The sequence below is a fragment of the Myxacorys chilensis genome, assembly GCF_059505265.1.
The window spans coordinates 260974-282845 of sequence record NZ_JCACKG010000094.1 but is presented as its reverse complement, the minus strand read 5'-3'; the positions used below and the strand labels follow the sequence as shown (position 1 = coordinate 282845).

Here is a 21872-nt window from a genome sequence, read left to right as displayed (position 1 = left end):
CATCGCCTTTTAGCTTATTCAGCCCAACTTCACATAATTATCAACACAACCTAGGTGGTTACATAGAGTAGAACGAGCCAAATCAGCTCAAACAGAAGTTAAACCAACAAGAAAGCGGGAATCTTAGACCTATGCAAACTCCTGTGGGGCTAGAGAAGGTTGTATGATGCACCACAAATTAGGACAACGCCTATCCAGCCTCAGAGTTGGGCAAAAGATCGGTTTAGGATACGCTCTTGCTCTAGGCATTGTGGTGTCTGGAACAATTGCTAGTTCTGGCGTTGGGCATCACTATCAACAGCAGGCTGAAGAGCGAGAAGAACACGCCCGTAACGAGGTAGAGCTTTTGCATCGTCTACAATCTCGTGTTCTCCAAACCCGCACTCACCAACAGCAACTCATTCCTCTAGCGCAGTACCCAGAGAAATTTCAGGATGAATATGGTCATCTATTGAGGCACAAAACTGAAATTCAAGAAATTTGGACTGACCTGAAGGCATTCGCGGCAAAGTCCCACACCTTGCATGACCAGGCACACCATGAGGAGATACCAGCCTTCTTGCAGACCTACGAGCGCACAGCACAACGCTATTCACAGGAATTAGAACGCCGAGTTCAACAAATTCGTAATCTGAATCTCGCATTACCTTCTAATGTTGAGCAAGCACAAGCGGTCATGCTGGAGTTTACTAACAGCGATTTAGCGCTTGAATTCGACGGTATTTCGGATAACTTAGTGGGTTTGATTGACGAAAGTTACCAGGAATTTGAGATAGCGAAAAGGTCACATGAGCAAGCTAACGAGGTCGCTGAGAAAATTGTAGTTGCGAGTATTGGATTGTCTGTTGCGATCGCCCTTCTTTTGGCAGTTTTGACTAGCCGAGCGATCGCCCGACCGATTACAGCGTTGACCAACATTGCCCGACGATCTACCGAAGAGTCTAATTTCAACTTACGAGCGACAGTTGAGCAAGATGATGAAATTGGGACGCTTGCCAATGCTTTTAATCAACTCATTCACTCCGTTCAACAACTCTTACAGCAACAGCAAACAGCCAACGAACAACTCGAAACTTACAGCCAAACGCTTGAATCTAAAGTTGAGGAAAGAACCCAAGAACTGAACGACAAAAATACGCAGTTGCAACAGCTTTTAGAAGAACTGCAACGCACTCAAGTTCAAATGGTGCAGAGCGAAAAGATGTCTGCTTTGGGGCAAATGGTGGCCGGGATAGCACACGAAATCAACAATCCGGTTAACTTTATTCACGGCAACCTGACGCATGTGCGGGAATACACCCACAATCTATTGGATTTTGTGCACCTTTACCAGAAGTACTATCCCGCCCCAGTCCCCGAAATCCAGGCTGAGGCAGAAGAGCTTGATATCGAGTTTGTCCAAGCCGATCTACCCAAAATGCTGGATTCTATGAAGATGGGCACCGATCGCATTCGTCAGATTGTCTTGTCACTCCGGAACTTCTCACGAACCGATGAAGCTGACTTCAAAGCCTTTGATATTCATGAGGGCATTGATAATTCACTGTTAATTTTGCAACATCGCTTGAAAGATAGACCAGAGTGTCCAGCAATTCAAGTTGTGCGTGACTATAGTAGTCTACCGCCTGTGGAATGCTATCCTGGTCAACTCAATCAGGCGTTTATGAACATCTTGGCCAATGCTATTGATGCGCTGGACGAAGCCAACGTCAACCGAACCTATCAGGAGATCCAGGAAAATCCTAGTCAGATTACTATTCGGACTTCCACAATTGATTCAAAATGGATAAGAATTGAAATTTCTGATAATGGAATGGGAATGCCTGAATCTGTTCAAAAACGGATTTTTGAGCCATTCTTCACTACAAAATCTGTCGGTAAAGGAACGGGCATGGGAATGCCAATCAGCTATCAAATTGTCACTGAGAAACATGGCGGTAAGTTAGATTGTTTTTCAATTCTTGGCAAGGGAACGGAGTTTATTATTCAAATTCCTGTCCAGCAGCACGTTCGTGCTACGGCCTAAAGGCTCTATCAGTCGGCTGTTAAAGAGTTTTCTGTTGGATGTTTGAGGTTATCTGTGGCGTGTGATGAGGAAGGTAATGCCGCAGAGCTATCCTTTAGAGTTAACTTTAGAGTTAAATCGGTGTTTAACTTGAATGGTGTTTAACTACGCCTACTGTTAGAAGAATTGTATGAAGCGCTTTCATATTGCTCTTGCCGTCAACGATCTTCAAGCCTCGATCGCAGACTATACTCAGCGGCTTGGACAAGACCCCACCGTTGTTGTTCTGGACAAGTATGCGATGTGGCGAACCGATTTACTTAATTTCTCGATCAATCAATTGCCAGAACGTGCTGGACAACTAAGGCATCTAGGCTTTGAGGATGAAGCCGCACAAGGATTCTCTAGCGATCGCGATGCCAACGGCATTGAATGGGAACTCTTCTCACCCCAAGCGCAAGATGAGAAGATTGCAGAAATCTATGGAGTCGTAAGCGATTAGCGCCGAGCGCAACAAGGCAACGCTTTGCAAGTTCCGTCGCTTTAGAAGGACGATAAACTAGAACAGTAATCAACGGCGCTGCGATTCGCTATAAACGGCTTCATGGCAACTAGAGACATTCTACAAAGCTTCAATCCAAACGATCTTGGAGTCGATAACGGCAATCTGTTAGGACTGCCGTTCGACTACGAGTCTGCCAACATCATTGTGTTTGGGATGCCGTGGGAAGTAACCGTTTCCTATCGTGCGGGCACTGCTGCCGGTCCTCAAACGGTGCTGGCTGCTTCTCGCCAACTCGATATTTTTGACTTTGACAACCCCAACGGGTGGCAGCACGGCATCTTCATGGAGCAGATTCCGAGCCACCTGCAAGAAAAAAACGATGCCTTGAGACGCGACGCTGCTCGTATCATCGAACATCTAGAGCAAGGCAAGTTGGTCGAAGAAGATGCCGATTTGTCTGAGCGATTGCATCGGCTCAATCAAGAGTGCCAAGCGATGAACCAATGGCTATTTGATCACGCGATCGCGGCGATGGATCGAGGAAAGCACGTCGGGGTGATTGGCGGCGATCATAGCGTTCCGCTGGGGTACATGCAGGCGTTAGCAGACCGCTACTCTGACTTCGGCATTTTGCACATTGATGCCCATGCTGATTTGCGCGACGCTTACGAAGGCTTTCAATTCTCCCATGCATCCATCATGTTCAACGCCTTGAAACTGCCGCAAATCTCCAAGCTAGTGCAGGTTGGCATTCGGGATTTGTGTCATGACGAAGTGGAGGTGATCGAGCGATCGCAGGGACGCATCAGTGCCTACTACGATCCGATATTGAAGCAGAAGATGTATGCAGGTGTTTCGTGGCTAGAACTGTGCAAACAAATGGTGTCGGAACTGCCACCACAGGTTTACATCAGCTTTGATGTGGATGGACTGGATCCTAAACTCTGCTCAAATACGGGGACTCCAGTTCCAGGCGGATTGGAGCTAGAGCAAGCGTTTTGTCTGTTCCGCGAAGTGGTGCAGAGCGGACGCCAAATTATTGGCTTTGATGTATGTGAAGTCGGCGATCAGGAATGGGATGGAAATGTCGCGGCGAGAGTGGTGTATAAGCTGTGCAATTTGATGGATCTATCGCATTCGTGAGCAAGCCTCAAGGGAATTCTGAATTTGCTCGGATATGACAAGATGGAACAAGGTGTTTATCGCGAGCCGTAGTCTGATGTCTTCTACTTCCTCTTTCGATATTGCCCTTAAACGCTTGATGGACACACGCCTTGCGTTGCTTCGGCTGCACAAGGCACTGCTGGACTCGGAGCGCGGGGAATATGAGCAAACGCATGGTCCCATCCGCTCGACGGGCGAATTTTTTCAGCTAGTTCTTGACGATGAGTGGTTTAGCTGGCTCCGTCCGATGTCGCAGTTTATTGTTCAGATCGACGAGGCATTGAGCGCGAAAGAACCGATGGTTTTAGATCAAATCAAGGAACTGCTAGAGCAAGCCCGTCTACTGCTCCAGCCGTCTCAGCAAGGCACGGCAGCGGAGCAGAAGTACGATCGCGCCATTCAACGCGATCCGGATATCGCTTTTATGCACGCTGAACTCGCGAATCTGCTTGCTTCTGAAATTTCTTCTGAAACTTGAGTCAACAGATAGTAGATTGTTGGAGATTGTTAAAGCGGGATATGAGGTGCAAGATCTAAGAGCGAGCGTCTTCCTAGTTGCATCCCATATCCCTAATTTAAGCGTCAATTTCTGACAGTTCTAACCATCGCTCTGTCGATGTATCGATCTGCTCACTCAGCGTGGCTAATTTTTCGGACAGCGTTTGTAGCTCTGTAAACCCTTCGGGTGGGCTATTGTACAGCACGTATTCAACTTTAGATTTCTCATCTTCTAGTTTAGGAATCTGAGCTTCAAGAGTTTCTAGCTCGCGCTTCTCTTTAAATGTAAGCTTGCGGGGCTTTGAAGACTTTGCCAGCGACTCTTTCGGCGTTGAGTCGTGCTCAACGTTTTTAACCTGTTTTTCTTCAGATGCTTCATTGGCTTCTTCTTCGGCTTTTTTGTAATCTAGATAAACTGAGTAATTACCAGGATATTGGCGGATAGCGCCGCCGGGTTCTAGTGCAAAAATGAAATCGACGGTGCGATCGAGAAAGTAGCGATCGTGGGAGACAACAATGACACATCCGTTGAAGTCTTCCAAATACTCCTCTAGCACTGACAAAGTTTGCACGTCTAAATCATTGGTTGGCTCGTCAAGAATTAGAACATTGGGCGCACTCATCAACACCCGCAGGAGAAATAGCCGTCGTTTCTCACCGCCAGATAATTTGTGAATTGGCGCGTACTGCTGATTAGGCGGAAACAAAAATCGCTCCAGCATCTGCGAAGCGGTAATCACTTCTCCATCAGATGTTTTAACGAGTTCTGCAACGCTTTTAAGATAATCAATGACACGCTGATCTTCATTCAGTGCATCTTGCAACTCATCAGAATGCTGGTTGAAATAACCAATGTGAATGGTGCTGCCAAGTTCAATGGTTCCAGTATCGGGTTTCACTCGCTCGGTGATCAGATCCATCAATGTCGATTTACCTGCGCCGTTGCCACCGATAATGCCGATTCGGTCTTCCGGATTGAACAGATAGGTAAAATCTTTAATTAGGGGGCGATCGTAAGATTTAGAAACATGATGCAGTTCAATCACCTTTTTACCGATCCGTCGCCCGGCTGTCGAAATTTCAACTTTGCCCTGACTCTGCTTAAAGTCAGTATTCTGCATGTCGTGAACTCGGTCAATGCGAGCTTTTTGTTTGGTGCTTCGCGCTTTGGGTCCGCGTTTGAGCCATTCTAATTCTCGTCTTAGCACCCCTTGATGCTTGCGTTGAGTACTCGCGGCTGAGGCTTCTGCATCTGCTTTTTTTTCTAGATAGTAAGAGTAATTGCCGCTATAGGTGAAGAGATCGCCGCGATCGAGTTCGATAATGCGGTTGGTGACGCGATCGAGGAAATAGCGATCGTGAGTCACCAGCAACAGCGCCCCACGATACCGACTCAAATAACTCTGTAACCACTCGATCGAGAGCGCATCTAAATGGTTGGTCGGTTCGTCCATCAGCAACACATCGGGTTCAGACAACAGTGCTGTTGCTAGAGCGATGCGTTTGCGGTAGCCACCAGAAAGCTGACCAATTTTGACATCTAAATCATGGATGCCCAATTTGGTGAGAATGATTTTGGCTTTGGTTTCAAGATCCCACGCTGCGATCGCATCCATTCGTGCCGTCACGCGAGAAAATCGGGCCATCAGCGCATCGGTATCGCCCTCTGCATGAGCGAGTTGTTCTGTTAGTTGCTCATACTCTTTCACCAACGTCATCTGCTCACCACTGTCGGCAAACACCTGCTCTAAAACGGTGAGATTTTCGTTGAGATCGGGCTGTTGTGGAAGATACACAATGCGGGTGCTGGACGATGAGACGATTTGCCCACTATCGATCGGTTCTAGCCCTGCAATCATTTTCAGCAAGGTAGACTTGCCCGACCCATTTGTGCCAATTAAGCCCACTTTCTCGCTGGCTTCTAAACTAAAGCTGGCATCACGAACCACTTCTTTGATGCCAAAATCTTTTTTGATCGATTGCAGGGTTAAAACACTCATGCTGACCTAAGACGCGAATCACTCTCTCAAACGTTAACACCTGTTCCACTTCTTAGACTCGTTGCGGCACGGTCAGACCTGCGTGAAGGAGTGAGGCTATTCTCAATCTTTCAAGGACTTCTAATAGCCTCCTGATCTCGACACAGTTGTGTGGCGCGATCGCGTCCCCTAATCAGACCTCTCATCAATTGAATCTAATCAATTGAAATCGATTGCGGGCCGCTACCGTTTCCAGTGTCGGTGGTTGCGGACGGATAAACGGTTGATCCCGTTTGTTGATCCAGCCAGCTTTTCACTGGATCATCGGCTAGGCTCAACCGCAGGAAACCCGACGCCAAACCACCCAAAAATGCGATCGGCTGTTGGGACAGTTCTTTAAGAAAGGGGGATAATTCGGTCAGAAACATAAGGCAACACTGACTAAACGATATAGTTGAATCGTAACGTTTCTTGAACGCGATTGACTGTGCCAGAAGCTAAGTTCAACCCTTTAAGTTAGCTTGTTCAACTTACTCTCTGCTAACCAGCAGCGCAACCGGAAACTGGCTAAGCACGTCACCTACGGGTAAAGCCTCGTCGTGTTGGATAATCTGACCCGTAATCGCATCTTGCCACCCTGAAGACGAGCGTGCAGGCAACTTCACTTTGGTATCCGACCACACTTGAGTCCCGAGCGGATGTTCACCAGGTTGCACGATCGCGGTTAGAAAGCGGGGGACAACGGTGATCAGGGTCGTGCTACCTTCGCTTCTAGCAAACGCAATCACGTGGTCGTGCAGCGCACCTTCGACCTCTAACGGCTGGTAGCTTCCCTTTTGAAACACAGATAGATATTTTGTTCTGGCTTTCAACGCTTGCACCGTCAGAAACAGCTTGATTCTGCCATCTTCTTTCGTTTCTAATAACTCGGTAACAAGGCTAGAAATGTCAGATTGAATTCGCTGTTGAATATCGTCTAGAAACGCTTGGCGCTGTTCAAAGTCAACAGGGCGACGATTATCTGGATCAACAAGACTGAGATCCCAAAGTTCACAGCCTTGGTAAAAGTCTGGAATTCCAGGCGATGTTATTTTTAACAGCGCTTGTGACAACGAGTTGAAAATTCCATAAAACGCCACCTTCTTCTGAAACGGTAACAGTGACTGAAGAAATGGATTTTCCTCAGACGGCTCAAGCACCGCGTCAACAAATCGCATACAAGCGTCTTCATAAGCGGCATTAGGACGTAACCAAGCCGTGTAAACCTTGGCTTCCCGAATTGCTTTTAACAGATAATCTTTTGCCCGTTGGGTAAAGCTTTCTTGCTCTTGCTCTAGAAAGGGAAACGCACCGATCAAGGTTTGGTAAAGCGCATACTCGTCGTTGCGATCGGGGAACAGAACGTTTTTGACTTTGGTTTTGTGCTTTCGGTTTAGCTCAAGCCAGGTGCGAAGTTGCTGCTGCCATTCATCAGGAATTTCTGACAGGACGTTGATGCGAGCGCGAACGTCTTCACCCCGCTTCGTATCGTGAGATGAAGTGGCACTCATAGCGTTCGACCAATGCGCCTGACGATACTGGTTGTAGCCGTGAAACTCAGCGATCGCAATGCCAAACCGATCTGGATCGCCTCCGACTTCATTGAGAGAAATCAATCGGTTATAGACATAAAATGCAGTATCTTCAACGCCTTTTGCCATTAACGGCCCCGTATACTGCTGCACTCGCATCACAAAGTAAAGCCACTGCTCTTTCTCGGTTTGCGTTAGAGAACTGTCATAATCTAGCAGCAACAATTTTTCAATAAAGTTGAGTTCATTATTTAGCAGAGAGGCTTGCTCTTTGGCATTTTGAATTACGTCTTGAATGTAGGGGCGATCGCTGTCCAAAACACCCTCTGCTGTGGTGTAAGTTCGATAGATCGAAAAGCGCGTGAGAACCTCTGCGATCGCACGCTTCAGACCATTGATTGTAAAGTCATTTCCGTAGCGATATCGGCCGGAAATCTTTTTCAGCAAAAATGCTAGATTATCAATATCACCTGCTAGATTTTTATCAATAATTAAGCCCTTCTTATCAGAAACAACTTTCTCAAAATCTGCTTGAAACCCAATCAGATTTTGATAAATTTCGTCAAACTGCTCCTGATTTTTGGTTTTACAAAAGACACTATTCACGTAGTTCAAATAGTCGTAGCCAGACGTTCCTTGTGTATCCCAAACAGACGGTAAATCTTCTCCAGGCTGTAAGATCTTTTCAACCGTGACGTAGGTATCTCCTACTTTCTCGCGAAGCGAATGCAAATATTGAGTCGGATCATAAAGCCCGTCAATGTGATCAATTCTTAATCCTGTAACCGCTCCATCTTTTACGAGCTGAGCGATTAAGTCATGAGTGTGATTAAACACTTTTGTCTCATCGACCTTGACCGAAATCAGTTCATTTACGGTAAAGAAGCGCCGATAGTTAATTTCTTCTGCTCCAACTTTCCAATACGCAAGGCGAAAGAACTGTTGAGAGAGTAAATTGTCCAGAAGATTGAAGCTTTCGGAATTGCTGGTTTCTCCGTTAAAAGCTTGAATGTTTTCATCAACAAAGCTTCTAACTTCTGCATTGTCACTATACAGTTCCCATAGCAATCCTTTGACAAACTCAACTTGGTCTTGACGCTGCTTTCCGGTAATATCAGAAGCTACGTTTTTAACCAGATAAAGTATACCTAATAGCTTAATAAAGTTTGGCTCCCTGCGACCTAACGCCTTTGCAAGTTTGCCTAAGTTATGGGTGAGAAATGTTCCATAAGACTCTAAATTAAGCGGAATGCTCAAGCTGTAGTAATTAACGCTCAATCCATTCTGGTCATACTTTAGCTGAATCTCGCCATTCTCTAAAGACTGCCCATAGAAATTACCCAATAGCGGCACTAAAATTGCTTCATCGCTGGATTCAAACGGAGAGTTCCAAGCGACATCAAAATAAGCAACGTAGTCTGAGTTAACGCCATTTTCAAGCAGATCCATCAACCACTGGTTTTCACTGCTGTATGCCATGTGGTTCGGCACAATATCTTGCAACCATCCCATCTCATGCTGCTGCAAGTCTTTAACTAAAGCATCAAACGATTCTCGTGTACCAAGTTCAGGATTTAACTGCGTTGGGTCAACAACATCATATCCGTGCGTGCTGCCTGTTGTTGCTTTGAAAATTGGCGAAGCATAGAGGTCAGAAACTCCTAACTGCGCGAGATAGTTCACGATTTGATTTGCCTGATCAAACCGAAAGTTGGAGTTGAATTGAATTCGATAGGTAGCTGTAGGAATTCGCATAAAGCTAAAAATTTAGAGGGTAAGCGTTAGATTCTGTAAAGCACAAAGCTCTGCGATCGCACAGCTAATTCTTGCTCCGCATCTATCTTTTCGGGTAATTGAGAGCCATCGCCCATCCATTTCTTATCAGTAGAATCCAGAAATTTCTCCCAACCGCTCTCTGGCAGGTTAGGGGCATAAACCACATCGTTTTGATTGAAATTCATCAGACAAAATACTTGATTATCTTCGCTCCATCTACGCCACCAAACCAGCCTTTTCTCTTCATCAAATCCTGCTTTTAAGTGAGTGCGATCGCGGTTCACCAGGGCAGGAATCGTGTTGCGTAATTCAATCAGTTGCTGATACCACAACCACAGCGCACGATGTTTTCCTTCCTTGCGTTTATCCCAGTTCAGCTTACACATTTGGAATGTCTCTGCTGATTCGGGATCAGGAGGATCACCTTGCGCATGGAACGCCGCAAATTCCCGCTTTCGACCTTCTCGAACAGCGTGGATCAAATCTGGATCGGAGTGACTCACAAAATAAGTAAACGGCGCTGGTTCTCCATACTCTTCTCCCATAAAAAGGAGCGGAATAAACGGCGACAGGAGCAGCGCACCTGCACCTAACTTTAATCCCTCAAACGAAGTCAGTTGCGTCATTCGCTCGCCCAGCATCCGATTTCCAACTTGGTCGTGATTTTGACTGCACACGACAAATTGGCTCGATGGACGATCGGGGCAGCGATCGCCGTGAAAGCGCTGACGGTGAGGAGAATACTGCCAGTCATACACGAAGCAATCTTCATACGCCTTGGCTAACTGTTCGCATTTACCAAAGTCCTGGTAATAGCCAATCTTATCTCCCGTCAACAAGGCATGAAGCGCATGGTGAAAGTCATCGCTCCACTGAGCATCCATGCTATATCCGCCGCGATCGATCGGACGAATCACACGCGGATCGTTGGCATCACTCTCAGCGATTAAATAAAGTTTCTGTCCCCGCTCTTTTGACAGCACCTCCACGTTTTCTGCCAGTTCTGCCAAGATGTGTTTCGCACCCAAATCGAAAATTGCGTGAACCGCATCTAGCCTTAACCCATCTAGGTGATATTCGCGCAGCCAATACAGCACATTCTGAATAAAGAAGTTGCGAACGTGATGGCTGTGAACATGGTCGAAATTAACGGCACTACCCCAAGGGGTGCGATACGACTCGGTAAAATAAGAGCCAAACTGACTGATGTAATTTCCTTCAGGCCCAAAGTGGTTGTAGACCACATCAAGCAGGATCGCCATGCCTTGAGCATGACAGGCATCCACCAAGTGTTTAAGGCCGTTTACGCCGCCGTAGGAATTTTGCACGGCATAGATGTACGCGCCATCGTAGCCCCAGTTGCGGTAAGCAGCCGGATCATCAGTGGGAGAATCTCCCGGAAATTGGGCAATCGGCATCAACTCGATCGCGGTGACGCCTAATTCTTTTAACGTTTGAATGTGCGGAATGATTGCCTCAAACGTTCCTTCTGGTGTAAACGTACCGACATGCAATTCATAAATGATCATGTCTTCTAACGTCACACCTGACCAGTCATAGTCTGTCCACTCAAACGCATGATCAATTACTTGAGACGGACCATGTACCCCTTGGGGCTGCGACTGCGAGGCGGGATCAGGCCGAGCGTCTTGATTGTTTAACTGATAAAAATACAGCGTTTCTGGCAAAATGTCTTCTGCCGTTACCTGCCAATAATCCCCCTGCGATCGCTGCATTGGAATCTGTTGAGCCGAAGACACAATTTGCACCGACATTGCCTCGACGTTTGGCGACCAAACCGTAAACTTACACTGTCCATTGCCCAGATAACGAGCGCCAACTTGCATGTCCATATTCAGATGTTTGGAGGTGATGCTGGTTTATTGATGATTTACAGACGGAATTTGAATCAGTAGAAGGATCTACTGCAACTGGCGCAAAACTACGATCGCTCGACCGATCACAGGTACAGCTTGATTTCCGGTAAAGATGCGATCGTCCGTTACAAACCGGGGTTCCTTCGTGTCAATCAACATCTGCCACTGATCCGCCTGGAATCCTTCTGGAAGCGTAAACTCGATCGTCTCGTAGTGAGCGTTAAAGAACAGCAAAAAGCTGTCATCGCTAATACGTTGACCTTGAGGACCCGGACTCGGAATCTTATTGCCATTGAGAAACAGCGCCATCGACTTCGCGTAACCTACGTCCCACTGCTCTTGCGTCATCGCCATGCCATCGGGGTTGTACCAGCCAATATCCGCTTCCGTTCCTCGAATCGACTGACCTTGAAACCACTTGCGCCGTCGAAACACCGGATGTTGACGCCGGAAATAGATTAACTCACGGCAGAAGTTGATAAACTCATCAGATTTCTCTTCTAGCGACCAGTGCAGCCAAGAAATCTCGCTATCCTGACAATAGGCATTGTTGTTGCCCTGCTGCGATCGCCCTAATTCATCTCCTGCCAGCATCATCGGAATGCCTTGCGACAGCATTAATGTGGTGAGGAAATTGCGCTGCTGGCGATCGCGCAGTTGCAGCACTTCTGGATCATCCGTTTCTCCTTCGGCTCCGCAGTTCCACGAGCGATTATGGCTCTCTCCGTCCCGGTTCCCTTCGCCGTTTGCCCCATTGTGCTTTTCGTTATAGCTCACCAGATCTCGGAGCGGGAACCCATCATGAGCCGTGATGAAATTAATACTGGCATTCGGGCGGCGTCCATTGGTTTGAAAATATAGGTCAGGACTGCCAGTTAGTCGGTACGCAAACTCGCCTAAGGTACTGTCGACACTGCGCCAAAAATCTCGCACCGTGTCGCGATACTTGCCGTTCCATTCTGACCACAGCACCGGAAAGTTACCCACTTGATAGCCGCCGTCGCCCACATCCCACGGCTCAGCAATCAGTTTCACACCCGCTAGAACTGGGTCTTGGTGAATGATATCGAAGAACGCGGCAAGGCTGCTCACCTCAAATAACTCCCGCGCTAATGCCGATGCCAGATCAAACCGGAAGCCGTCTACGTGCATTTCGGTCACCCAGTAGCGCAAGCTGTCCATCACCATCTTTAGCACTTGCGGATGCCCCATAAACAGGGTATTGCCGCATCCGGTGAAGTCCATGTAGTACCGCTGGTTGTCCGTCACGGTGTGATAGTAATTGCGGTTATCAATGCCCCGCAGCGATAGCGTAGGACCGAGACGATTGCCTTCACCCGTGTGGTTATACACCACATCTAGAATCACCTCAATGCCTGCTTTGTGCAGCGCTTTCACCATGTCCTTAAATTCGTTAACCTGCTCTCCCAGCGAGCCGCTTGCGCAGTATCCCGAATAGGGCGCGAAGTAGTTAACCGAATCGTATCCCCAATAGTTCTGCAGTCCTTTATCAGCAAGATAGCCTGGATAGGCGAGGAAGTGATGCACGGGCATCAACTCAACCGCCGTAATTCCAAGTCGCTGAAGATGCTCGATCGCGGCGGGATGCCCCATTCCAGCATAGGTTCCCCGCAGTTTTTCCGGAATGGCTGGATGGAGCTTTGTAAAACCCTTGACATGCACCTCGTAAATGATCGTCTCGTGCCACGGCGTCCGAAGCAGTGTGTCGTTTCCCCAATCGTATGATTGATCGACAACCACCGATTTCGGCATCAAGGGCGCACTGTCTAACTCCGAGAAGGACAGATCTTCTGCCGGATCGTTCCAACGATAGCCAAACAGTTCGGGACCATTGCCCACATCCCCGTCGATCGCTTTGGTGTAGGGATCAATCAATAATTTGTTTGGGTTAAACCGATGCCCGTTTTCCGGCTCGTAGGGTCCCTGTACTCGATAGCCGTAGCGTTGTCCTGGTCCGACTCCTGGAATGTAGCCGTGCCAAACGAAGTTACTAACTTCCTTTAGCGCCACGCGGGTTTCTTGACCAGATGCATCAAATAAGCAGAGTTCTACCCCCGTTGCATGTTCCGAAAATAGAGCAAAATTAGTTCCTTTTCCATCCCAATATGCGCCCAGTGGATAAACATTTCCGGGCCAGAGTGCAAGGTGCATAGACTTTTATTTTTTATAGAAGCGAGTTAGGGCTTTGAAGAACGGTGTGACGTAACTAATCAGGATAATGTTTTGTTACAAATTTGATTCTATCCAGAGACAGAATTGGCACAGTACCGTCTGCATTACGCGCGATGAGCACCTACAATCGTGCACCGAAATCTTCTCTCGAAGAAGTCAGAGGTCATCGCAGAGCGCGATCGCAGGACGAGGGATGCAATTCGCTTTGCCTTTGCTGATGATAAGACTTTACCTTACGCGATCGCAGTTCTTCAAATCGGACCTTCAGATCGCAGACTCTACCAGAACCCATTTCCACAGGGCATTTTTTAAGCGCAAAAGCTCTATTTTTGCTGGGTGACTTCAAGTTCTTCAATGTTCCACAAGCCCCAGCTTGGCAGCCCAGTATATTTCAAGCCATCGACGCGATCGCGCACTGCCATTGATGCAGAATCATTCACTAAAAGAATGACAGGCAATTGCGCTTGCACTAGCTCTTGAAAATCCCCGTAAATTTTCTTCCGTTTTAGAGGATCTTGTTCTCTAGCTCCTTCAATAAAGAGCCGATCGATTTCTTTTTCCCACTCGGCTGCTTGCCATCCTTTAAGCTCAGGTTGACCTGTTTGTGGCGCTAGATTGAAATAGTGAGATGCCCCGCTTGACATCCAATAGTTAGCTAAACCATGAGGTTCTAACCCACCCGTAAACCCGATGATGTGAGCATCCCAATCGCGAGTCGTACTCAGCTTTTCGCTCAAGGTGTTGAAGTTAACGGTGCTGTAATCAACCTGCATTCCGAGCTTGGAGAGGTCTTGCCTAATCTGAGCACCAACTCCAACCCGGACTAAATTGTTTGAGTTGGTTGTGAGAGTAAATCGGACGCGATGACCTTCCGCATCAAACAGTTGACCCTTTGAATCATATTTAAAGCCTGCATTTTTAAGTAAGTCTTTGGCTTTTTGCAAATCATAGTTGTATACTTTTAGTCCCTCTTTTGGCGACCGAAAGAAAGAACTCTGCACCGAAATAAATGAGTTCTGAATTACACCCAATCCGCGAAAAATATTGTTGTTAATTCGTTCGCGATTAATCCCATACGCAACGGCTTGGCGAAACGCAAGGTTATTAAACCAGCGGGATTTAATAGGATCAACAATCGGCTTACCGCCCTTGGTAGCTTGATTGAGGTTAAACGCCATATACAATACGCCAGACCAAGGGCCGCCATTGTAGACCTTAAAATCGCCCCGCTTTTCCTCTTTTTTCAACAGCGAAAAATACTCTGGGCGTAATGGACGAACATCTCCAATGACATCGAGTTCTCTTGAGCGAAACTTCAGCAATTGTGTGTCTTGATTTTCGATAATTTGCCAAACGATGCGCTCCGCTTTTGGTAATGGATTGCCTTGCCCGTCTTTGCGCCAATAGTAGGGATTGCGCTTCAAGATCATTCGCTGTCCCGGAACATAACTTTCCAACTGATAAGGGCCATTTGTGACAATTTTAGACGGCTCCGTATCGGCTGCCCACGTCGAAATAAATTTAAGATTGCCGTCTTTCCCGCGCGATCGCACTGATTCTTCTAGGGCATGTTTCGGCATAATTAAAATGCCCGTCGGTCCCGCTGTTGCGGCAATCAATGGTGCAAATGGTTCGGGTAAGGTAAACTCCACTCGCCGCTCGTCTAGCTTGCGAATCTTTGGAAACACTTTGTTGACGCCAATCTGAATTCCATCCTTCATGTCGGTTGGAACATCAGGATTAAAGACCACATCTTGATACGTAAAAACTACGTCATCTGCCGTTAATGGCATTCCGTCCGACCATTTCAAATTAGGTCTTAACGTAAAGATGACTTGCTTTTTATCTTCAGAAATCGTCCATGATTCAGCTAAATCTGGCTCATATTTGCCCGTTAATCCATTCTCTTTCGTTAGTCCCGCATAGGTAAACAGAAAGATATTGGGAAAGGATTGATTATTAGCGTAGTTAAACGTCTGGGGATCGCTCGGTGCTGTTAATACGAGTTGAGAAACCTGGGCGGCTTGAGTTTTGTAATCTTGAGCATTACAGCTTGCTAATGTAAATGGAAGCAAAAGCGCGATCGCAAACAGAAATGCAGTTAGCAATCCTTTGGAACTTGACTTTGCCAATCGCGCGATCGCACAAACCCAACGCCAACCTCTTTGAACCGTCAATCCTCTAACTGTCATAGCAGGCAAATATCAACAAAGGACGCACAATCTATTTATCTTCAATGACTTGCATCTTCGCCACATTCCACATCGTTTGTTCATATCTCAGTGGTGACAGTTCAACACCTTTAACTGTGTTTCGCGCCGCCGAGAACGCTAACGAATTGACTAAGTGAATCAAGGGAAGCTTTTCTTGAGCAATTTGCTGCATTTTGACATACAGCGCTTTTCGTTTCGTTTCGTCGTATTCTCTCGCTGCCTGAGTAAAAATGCTACCAATTTCTGCTTCCCAGTCGGCAACCACTCGCCCTTCAACTTTCCCAGTTAAAGGCTTTTGATTGAATAGATGAGATTCCCCATCAGGCTGCCACAAGTTAGCCACACTATTTGGATCAACATCATTGCCAAAGCCTAAAAAGACGCAATCAAAATCCAAACTATTGGTAATCTTTTCTACCAAAGTTCCAAAATCAATAATTTGTGCATCAACCTGAATTCCAATCTTGCTCAAATCTCCTTTAATTTGTGAAAGCAAGGCTTCGACCGTCCGACTTCCAGAGTTGCCGTTAATGGTAAACCGGACTCGATTGCCGCCCGAATCTAGAAGTTGACCTTGAGCATCGTACTTAAATCCTGCCGACTTTAGTAATTCTTTCGCCTTTTGCGGATTATAGTCATACGCTTTCAAGCCTTGTTGAGGAGACAAATAGTAAGGACTTTGAGTTGCAACCGGAGAATCTTGAGGTTCTGCTAATCCCCGATAAATGTTGTTAATCATGGCAGAACGATTGATGCCATAAGCAACCGCTTGCCGAAACTCAACGGTATTAAACCAGCGAGATTTAATCGGGTTGAGAAGCGGTTTACCATTGCGTTTTCCTTGATTCAGGTTAAATGCAATAAACGAAGTGCCCGCCGAAGTTCCGCCATTGTAAATAGTGAAGTTTCCTCGCTTCTCTCCTGCTTTGAGGAGCTGAAACGACGTTGGACCAATATCCAAAACGTCTAAACTCCCCGATCGAAATTGAATCAAGGCTGTATCACTCGATTCAACGATTTGCGACACAACTCGCTCAATGTACGGCAGGGGGCGACCTTGCTGATCTTTGCGCCAGTAGTAAGGATTTCGCTCATACACAATGCGCTGATTCGGATTATAAGCAGCGATTCGGTACGGACCATTCACTACAATCTCACTCGGATTTGTTCCGGTTCCCCAGGTTGAAATAAATTTTGGGTTCCCCTTTGGGTCGTTCTCTACAACGGCTTTCCGTAGAGCGTGAGCCGGTAGAATAGCAGACTGAGAAATACTTCGCAGAAACGGAGAAAACGGCTCTGGTAGCGTGAATTCAACTTGACGATCGCTGACTTTCTTCACAGCAGGTAAAGCTCGTGATTCACCGATCGCAAAAATACTCCGTACATTTGTCGGAATTTTAGGATTAAAGTAAATATCTTTAAACGTAAAAATTACATCGTCTGCGGTTAATGGCTGCCCATCTGACCACTTCAGCCCCTCTCGCAGCGTAAAGACAAATTTGAGTTTATCGTCTGAAACCTTCCAGGACTCAGCCAAGCCAGGCTCTAGCACTCCCGCGCCTGTTGTATCAATCAGTCCTGTGTAGGTATAACCAAAAATATTGGGGGACGAATCGTTCATTGCATAGTTAAACGTTTTCGGTCCCGACCCCATCCGAGCAACAATTTGGGTGGTCTGTGCGGCTTGCGTTTTAAAGTCTTGGGGATTACACGCCGCTACCGCGATCGCAATCCAACCCGTCAAAAACGCAAAGATCCAAAACCGCCAAAACCCTCGACCGGAAGCAGCAATCATATGTCGGATGCAGAAACGTCAAATTGTTCTTGATCTGTTCTACACCCTAAAGTGAACTTCTGGAAAATTACTGATCAATCAATCGATTAATTCGTCCTTGAAGCAAAACGTGAATGAACGACTTGAGCAGCATCACCCCCGACACTGCCGCAATGATGAATGCTGCTACCGCCCCACCTGCATACGAAGCACTGGTTAAAAGTAGAACTCCAATTAGGGATGAGAACCCAGTCAGAGAGCCGTAAATCAGTGTTTTGAGCGTCAGCTTGAGAACTTTGATCGAGCGATCGCGCTCCACTAGCTGCGACTGCATCTGCAATTCTCCCTGCACTAGCCGTTCTTCTAACCGTCGAATAGCTTGCTGTGTCGAGTTGGGTTTTGTCAGTTGATACGTTACAAAACTTTTTGCTTGTCGCGCCAGTTCTCCCATTCCTCCCCCTTGAGACGCGGGAAGAGTGGCCAAACTTTTGACGAATGGCTTGGCGGCAGCGAGCAAGTTGTACTGCGGATCAAGATCTCGCGCCACACCATCTAAAGTCGTTAAGGCTTTGACAATAAAGGTCATTTTAGCAGGCAGGCGAAACGGCTGCTGCTCAAACACAGTGTATAACTCGTTTCTCAAGCTCTTAAATGCCTGCATCTCAATCGGCTTATCCGCAAATCGCTCGACTAAAACACTGACAATTCGCTTGATGGGAGTCATATCAGACGTCGGCTCGATCAAGCCCATATCAATCATCGTTTGGATCACCTGATCGGTGTCCTTCTTTAGCACAGCAAAAAAGGTCTGAACCATCTGATTCCGATTGATTGGCTGCACTTCCGCCATCATGCCGAAATCGTAGAAGATGAGCTTGCCATCATAGCTAACCGCCATATTTCCAGGATGGGGATCGGCTTGAAAGAAACCATCTTGAAGCAACTGTTTGAGATAGGCGCAAATTCCTAAATGGTTGATCTCTTTAGGATCAAGCCCGATCGCCATCAAGCTTTGCCGATCGTTGACTTTGATTCCCGGCACGTACTCCATCGTTAGCACACGCCGAGTCGTATAGCGAGGATAAATTTTCGGAACTACTATGCGGGGATGATTGACAAAGTTGTGACGAAAGCGATCGGCGTTCATCGCTTCCTGAACATAGTCAATCTCACGAGATAGAATCTCTGAAAACTCCTGGTGAATTGCTTTGAGATCGTAGTGCTTCGCCACAGGAAAGAAGCGCGTGATCAGGTTCACCAATCGCCCCAGCGCTTGAAAATCGGTTTCAAATAGTTGCTCTAACCCCGGACGCTGAACCTTGACAACAACTTCTTCCCCAGTATGAAGTCGAGCGCGATGCACCTGTCCTAAACTTGCCGCCGCGATTGGAGTCTTCTCAAATTCCTGGTATAACGTCTGAAGCGGATTGCCAAGCTCTGACTCAATGATCGCGATCGCATGATTTGGGTCAAATCCCGGTACGCCATCCTGGAGGTGCCCCAACGCTTTGACATACTCTAGCGGCAGCAGATCAGCGCGAGTCGAAAGCGCCTGTCCCAGTTTAATAAACGTTGGACCTAAATCAAGCAACGTACCAACTAGCCACTGAGCGCGGCGGTTTCGATGAGCTGAAGAAAGCGTTGTCGAGTTACGGTCGCACCACAAATAGTAGGCAAGCTTACCTGCCGACCTCGAAATATCCACCTGTCGAGCCAAGGTGGACGATTGATGCCGTTGCCAGCGTAACGATGGGGCCGTGGTTTGTAACATAACTTCAGGCATTATACCCAGCTAAGGCAGGTAATTTGTAGTCAACTTCGATCCACCTTGCCAAACTCATAGGAATAGAGGCTGGCAGAAGGACTGAATTTCTCAATCTTGCTGCATGCTAAACGATGAGATCCAAATCGACATCGCTTGATGAAAGAGCCAATGAATTAGCGATTGGCGTTGCCAAACTCCAAAGGATCACTCAACTAAATCATTCACCGCATTGCCACAGTATTGATCAGCTACAAATTACAAATTATTTTTACTCACCAAGGTCAACTACTCACCAAGGTCAAGGTTTTGCGGCAACAAAATGGTAAAACAGGTTTCGTAAGACTGAGACCCATCCATTGGCAGACTTGAGGCTGTGATTGTTCCGTTCAGGTGCTGGACTAAACTCTTCACTAGGGCAAGTCCCAAGCCGGTACCTGAAACCGCATTTTTTGTCATTCCTTGACAGCGACGGAACTTATCAAAAATATGAGGTAGCTCTTCTTCAGAAATACCAGAGCCAATATTTGACAACATCACTTGAATTTGTTGTCCAGGCATCTGTGATATTTTCAGGAAAATAGTGCTATTCGGATCAGCGTATTTTCCAGCGTTGGTCAGCAGTTCCAACAAAATTCGATTAAAGCTCGCTACATCTGTATTAAACTTCGGCGATCGCGGCGGCAAGTCCATGTCTAACTTCAAACCCTTGAGCGCCCAACGCTGATGGAACGATTGCACCAAATCTTGAATCGCTGGATTAAGATTGACCTGCTGAAACTGGAAAGCAACCTGTTTCGTTTCTAATTCTTGCAGCGCTAATAAATCATTGATCAGGCTTGTCTCTTGGGCACACTGCTGCTCCAGAATATTGAGATACTGCTGACGCCGCTCTGGCGATAAATTTGCTTCCCGCAGCATCCGAATTGCCAGCATCATGCTAGTCAGTGGTGTCCGCAGTTCATGACTTAGCGTACTGAGAAATTCATCCATTCGTTGATTCATTTCCCGTAGCTTCTCAATTTGCCGACGAGTGATCTCGTACAACTTGGCTTGAAGCTCTAAGCTCTGCTGAAGTTGAGATGTCCGTTCCTCAACGAGCGATTCAACTTGGCGCAGCGTCTCTTTTTGCAAAATCGCTGAACTCACTTGAGCCGCGACCAATTCAACGAGTTCGACTTCTTCTTGCAGCCAAGTCCGGGGTTGACGCTGCTGCAATGCAATAAACCCAAGTAGGCGATTTTTGCTCTCAAGCGGAACTAGCATCAAAGAAGCCATTGTTTCAGGATCGAAGATCGGAGCGATGCTAGTCGTCTCGGTCAGCGATGGAAAAGCAGACTTGTTTGAAAATGTGAGAAATTCCTCTGTGCTGTTGAGGGCGGTCTGGCAGATCACACACTCGGACGCCCAAAACGATTGGCTCAAGGGCAATACCGCCTCTAGGTCTTCCGAGCTAGACAGTTCTAACGAGCTGTGCTGCCAGTGGCAGTCGACGATTACTCTTGCTTTTGGAGGAACGCGATCGACAATCCGCAAGCTTTGCCTAGGATCCCAATACTTCAATCGCAATAAAAATGCACGTTCGGCTCCAAGCGCTTGTGCGGTTCCTCGAATGGCAAGTTCTGTAACTTGTGACAGTTCAGCAGAATTTTGAATCGCCAAAGTGACTTGTCGCAGTAGCGTTTGGTACTGAGCTTGCTTGTGAACTCGTTGCTGCAATAAAATCTGCGAAATTGCAACGGCCACTTGATCAGCAATTGTGTTGAACGTATTTACTTCAGCTTCTGTCCAGTAGTCAACCGGGCAATCAGAAACTGACATAAGCGATCCTTCAGAGCCTCGCAGCAAGCTAACTACTGCATTCGTCTGCCCTTGACACTGAGTGGCTAGACTGATTACTGTTCCTGAAACGCTGTCGCTATGCTGTAGCTCTAGAGTAAATACATCAGTAGATTCCTCAAATCTGGCTGCGGTTCTTTCAAGCTTGCCTTCCACACTAATCGCATTGTGGTGAGATACGATTTCTGGCAGTGTAGTGGCAATCTGCGAATTAGAAAACCAGTAGATCAACTGTTCAGACACGGTAGAACTGGCTTGCACCGAAATAACACACCCTGCTGCGCCGAAGGTTTGGCTTAACGTTTCTGCAAGGCTAAACAAGGCACACACAGGCGCAGCGGTCGCTACAACTTGCATCAGCCGTCGCGCTGCTATCACCTCTAATGAGCTATGGCTAGACGGACTCGATATTGAGTGCGATGCCGTAGGCTCGACGGGATAGCTAGATAGTAAAGGTACACAATTGGATTGAACGAGAAGAAGGTCTTCTCTAGGATTTAGGGAGTCCATGACTCGTCCCATCACTTCTTGCAATTCTGGCTGCGATCGCGAAATTCTTGCTTGCATCCTGTCATATGCCCGTGCTTACAGTACCTTCGAGTCAACTCACCTTAAAGTCAGGCTGGCAGAGTAGCTGTTAGCGACTAGAGAAAAGTTGGCATTGTTGTTAAAGTTGGTACCTTTTTACCTACGCCTCTTTAGTCATGCTCCTTGCT

General features: G+C 47.0%; 14 protein-coding genes. 5 read left to right on the top strand and 9 right to left on the bottom strand.

What is annotated here, in order from left to right; genetic code table 11:
* Positions 1 to 163 precede the first annotated feature (163 nt).
* The 4 genes from AC5JLB_RS07340 (at position 164) to AC5JLB_RS07325 (ending at position 4152) form a co-directional block, all read left to right on the top strand.
* Positions 164 to 2026, top strand: a complete 1863-nt coding sequence (locus AC5JLB_RS07340; protein ID WP_495873180.1) for a sensor histidine kinase — start codon at positions 164 to 166, stop codon at positions 2024 to 2026.
* Positions 2027 to 2195: 169 nt separating this feature from the next.
* The gene (locus tag AC5JLB_RS07335) at positions 2196 to 2507 is read left to right on the top strand and encodes a VOC family protein (RefSeq protein ID WP_495873179.1); all 312 of its coding nucleotides are present in this window, start codon (positions 2196 to 2198) and stop codon (positions 2505 to 2507) included.
* A gap of 102 nt (positions 2508 to 2609) precedes the next feature.
* Positions 2610 to 3653, top strand: a complete 1044-nt coding sequence (locus AC5JLB_RS07330; protein WP_495873178.1) for an agmatinase family protein — start codon at positions 2610 to 2612, stop codon at positions 3651 to 3653.
* A 76-nt stretch (positions 3654 to 3729) separates the two neighbouring features.
* Complete coding sequence (locus AC5JLB_RS07325) at positions 3730 to 4152, top strand: hypothetical protein (protein WP_495873177.1); 423 nt, start codon at positions 3730 to 3732, stop codon at positions 4150 to 4152.
* A 97-nt stretch (positions 4153 to 4249) separates the two neighbouring features.
* On the opposite strand, the gene AC5JLB_RS07320 is transcribed toward AC5JLB_RS07325, so the two are convergent.
* The 5 genes from AC5JLB_RS07320 to glgX form a co-directional block, all read right to left on the bottom strand.
* Entirely contained in the window at positions 4250 to 6172 is a 1923-nt protein-coding gene (locus AC5JLB_RS07320) for an ABC-F family ATP-binding cassette domain-containing protein (protein WP_495873176.1), read from the bottom strand.
* 194 nt (positions 6173 to 6366) lie between these two features.
* The gene (locus AC5JLB_RS07315) at positions 6367 to 6579 is read right to left on the bottom strand and encodes a ssl0294 family protein (RefSeq protein WP_495873175.1); all 213 of its coding nucleotides are present in this window, start codon (positions 6577 to 6579) and stop codon (positions 6367 to 6369) included.
* 102 nt (positions 6580 to 6681) lie between these two features.
* A complete protein-coding gene (gene treY, locus AC5JLB_RS07310) occupies positions 6682 to 9477 on the bottom strand; it encodes a malto-oligosyltrehalose synthase (protein ID WP_495873174.1) in 2796 nt (931 codons plus the stop codon).
* A 26-nt stretch (positions 9478 to 9503) separates the two neighbouring features.
* On the bottom strand, positions 9504 to 11351 hold the full coding sequence (treZ, locus tag AC5JLB_RS07305; RefSeq protein ID WP_495873173.1) for a malto-oligosyltrehalose trehalohydrolase: 1848 nt from the start codon (positions 11349 to 11351) through the stop codon (positions 9504 to 9506).
* Between the two features lie 69 nt (positions 11352 to 11420).
* Entirely contained in the window at positions 11421 to 13547 is a 2127-nt protein-coding gene (gene glgX, locus AC5JLB_RS07300) for a glycogen debranching protein GlgX (protein ID WP_495873172.1), read from the bottom strand.
* Positions 13548 to 13697: 150 nt separating this feature from the next.
* Here glgX and AC5JLB_RS07295 point away from each other — a divergent pair, with 150 nt between their 5' ends.
* On the top strand, positions 13698 to 13880 hold the full coding sequence (locus AC5JLB_RS07295; protein ID WP_495873171.1) for a hypothetical protein: 183 nt from the start codon (positions 13698 to 13700) through the stop codon (positions 13878 to 13880).
* 11 nt (positions 13881 to 13891) lie between these two features.
* On the opposite strand, the gene AC5JLB_RS07290 is transcribed toward AC5JLB_RS07295, so the two are convergent.
* The 4 genes from AC5JLB_RS07290 to AC5JLB_RS07275 all read right to left on the bottom strand — a co-directional run bounded on the left by AC5JLB_RS07290 (position 13892) and on the right by AC5JLB_RS07275 (position 21723).
* Positions 13892 to 15760 (bottom strand): ABC transporter substrate-binding protein, encoded by a 1869-nt coding sequence (locus AC5JLB_RS07290; RefSeq protein WP_495873170.1) that lies wholly within the window; start codon positions 15758 to 15760, stop codon positions 13892 to 13894.
* 31 nt (positions 15761 to 15791) lie between these two features.
* Positions 15792 to 17576 (bottom strand): ABC transporter substrate-binding protein, encoded by a 1785-nt coding sequence (locus AC5JLB_RS07285; protein WP_495873169.1) that lies wholly within the window; start codon positions 17574 to 17576, stop codon positions 15792 to 15794.
* Positions 17577 to 17643: 67 nt separating this feature from the next.
* Positions 17644 to 19326, bottom strand: coding sequence for an ABC1 kinase family protein (locus AC5JLB_RS07280; RefSeq protein ID WP_495873168.1), 1683 nt, complete (start codon positions 19324 to 19326; stop codon positions 17644 to 17646).
* 279 nt (positions 19327 to 19605) lie between these two features.
* Positions 19606 to 21723 (bottom strand): GAF domain-containing sensor histidine kinase, encoded by a 2118-nt coding sequence (locus AC5JLB_RS07275; RefSeq protein WP_495873167.1) that lies wholly within the window; start codon positions 21721 to 21723, stop codon positions 19606 to 19608.
* Positions 21724 to 21872: the final 149 nt, after the last annotated feature.